This window comes from Frankia sp. RB5 (genome assembly GCF_059816245.1).
Genome location: NZ_JCBATA010000141.1, coordinates 1 through 1,959 on the forward strand (window position 1 = coordinate 1; position 1,959 = coordinate 1,959).

General features: G+C 69.9%; 2 protein-coding genes. Both read left to right on the top strand.

Annotated features, from left to right (window positions below):
• Positions 1-1,166 (top strand): Mu transposase domain-containing protein (locus AC6EXY_RS33165; protein ID WP_499842477.1); only part of this gene is annotated, 1,166 nt, incomplete at its 5' end.
• Positions 1,163-1,948 carry an IS21-like element helper ATPase IstB gene (gene istB, locus AC6EXY_RS33170; protein WP_499842478.1) on the top strand — a complete coding sequence of 262 codons (786 nt, stop codon included), beginning with the start codon at positions 1,163-1,165 and terminating at the stop codon, positions 1,946-1,948. The genes AC6EXY_RS33165 and istB, both read left to right, overlap by 4 nt.
• The last annotated feature ends 11 nt before the right edge of the window (positions 1,949-1,959 follow it).

Sequence of the window (1,959 nt, forward strand, 5' to 3'; positions counted from 1 at the left end):
TCACGTTACGAATGCCGTATTCCGGTAAGGCGGTCCACCGGGTGTTCGCTTCGCAGGGGCAGGAGGCGTTCATCGAGGGGCATCTTCATGCGTTCACGGTGCTGGACGGTGTCCCCACCGGGAAGATCCGTTACGACAATCTCCGGTCGGCGGTGTCTCGGGTGCTGATGGGCCGCAACCGCACCGAGTCCGATCGTTGGGTGCTGTTTCGTTCCCATCATGGTTTTGACGCGTTCTACTGCATGCCCGGGGTGGAGGGCGCGCACGAGAAAGGCGGGGTCGAGGGCGAGGTCGGCCGGTTCCGCCGTAACCATCTGGTGCCGGTGCCCGAGGTCGACACGTTGGCCGAGCTCAACGTCCGGGTCGAGCGGGCCGACATCGCCGACGACGCCCGGCGGATCGAGGGGCGGGTGGTCACGGTCGGGCAGGCGTTCGCGGTGGAGGCGCCGCTGCTACGGCCGTTGCCGGACGAGGCGTTCGAGCCGGGTCTGCTCCTGACTCCGCGGGTCGATCGGTACGGGCGGATCACGGTCCGTCAGTGTCACTACTCGGTGCCGGTCAGGCTGATCGGCCAGCGGGTCCGGGTGTTCCTGCGCGCCTCCGAACTGGTCATCCTCGATGGCCGGACCGAGGTCGCCCGCCATGCCCGCGCGGTCCGCAAAGGCTCCCAGGCGCTCCTGCTCGACCACTACCTGGAGGTCCTGGCCCGCAAACCGGGTGCGCTGCCTGGGGCGACCGCGCTGGTCCAGGCCCGCGCCAGCGGGATGTTCACCTCGGCGCATGAGGCGTTCTGGGCGTCTGCGCGGCACGCGCACGGCGACGCCGGTGGCACCCGCGCCCTCGTGGAGGTCCTCCTGCTCCATCGTCACCTGCCCCACCTCGACGTGGTCGCCGGCCTGACCGCGGCGGTCGCTCTCGGTGCGAACACCGCCGACGTGGTCGCGGTCGAGGCCCGCAAGGCCGGTCAGACCCGCCGGCCCGCCAGCGCGGCACCGCCGGCCAGCCCGGTGGTGAGTCTGACCGAACGGCGCCTCGCCGCCCTGCCCGCCGACACCCGGCCGGCCCCGTCGGTGGCCCACTACGACCAGCTGCTCCGCCGCCGCGCGTCCCCGCCGCCGGCTGGACGGGCCCCGCCCTCAGCGTCCTCCGAAGGAGAAGTGTCATGAGTGCACTACGCCGCAACGTCACCGACCAGGCCGCGGACGCCGCCGTTGACCAGGCCTGCCGGGCCCTGCGTCTCCCGACCGTCCGCGCTCGTTTCGGTGAGATCGCGGACGCCGCCGAACGGGAACACCTCACCTACCGCGGGTTCCTCGCCGAACTGTTCATGACCGAATGCGAAGAACGTGACCGGCGCCGGTCCGACCGGCAGATCAAAGCCGCTGGCTTCCCGCGCTCGAAATGGCTCGCCGACTTCGACTACACCGCGAATCCCATGGTGAATCCCGCGGTCGTCAACACTCTCGCCGGGTGCGCCTGGGTCACCCGAGGTGAACCACTCTGCCTCATCGGGGACTCCGGCACCGGCAAGTCCCACCTCCTCATCGCGCTCGGTGCCGCCGCCGCGATCGCCGGCCACCGCGTCCGCTACACCCTCGCCGCGAAACTCGTCAACGAACTCGTCGAGGCCGCCGACGAGAAAGTCCTCGCGAAGACGATCGCCCGCTACGGCCGCGTCGACCTTCTCTGCATCGATGAACTCGGCTACATGGAACTCGACCGGCGCGGCGCCGAACTCCTCTTCCAGGTCCTCACCGAACGCGAGGAGAAGAACAGCGTCGCGATCGCCTCGAACGAGTCCTTCTCCGGTTGGACCAAAACCTTCACCGACCCCCGGCTCTGCGCCGCGATCGTCGACCGCCTCACCTTCGGCGCCAACATCATCGAAACCGGCAGCGACTCCTACCGACTCGCCCACGCCCGCGCCGCCCGCCAAACCACCACCTGACCCGCCCCAAG

Coding starts and splice junctions, on each gene's coding strand:
- istB (WP_499842478.1), top strand. CDS start 1,163: ATGAGTGCACTACGCCGCAACGTCACCGACCAGGCCGCGGACGCCGCC.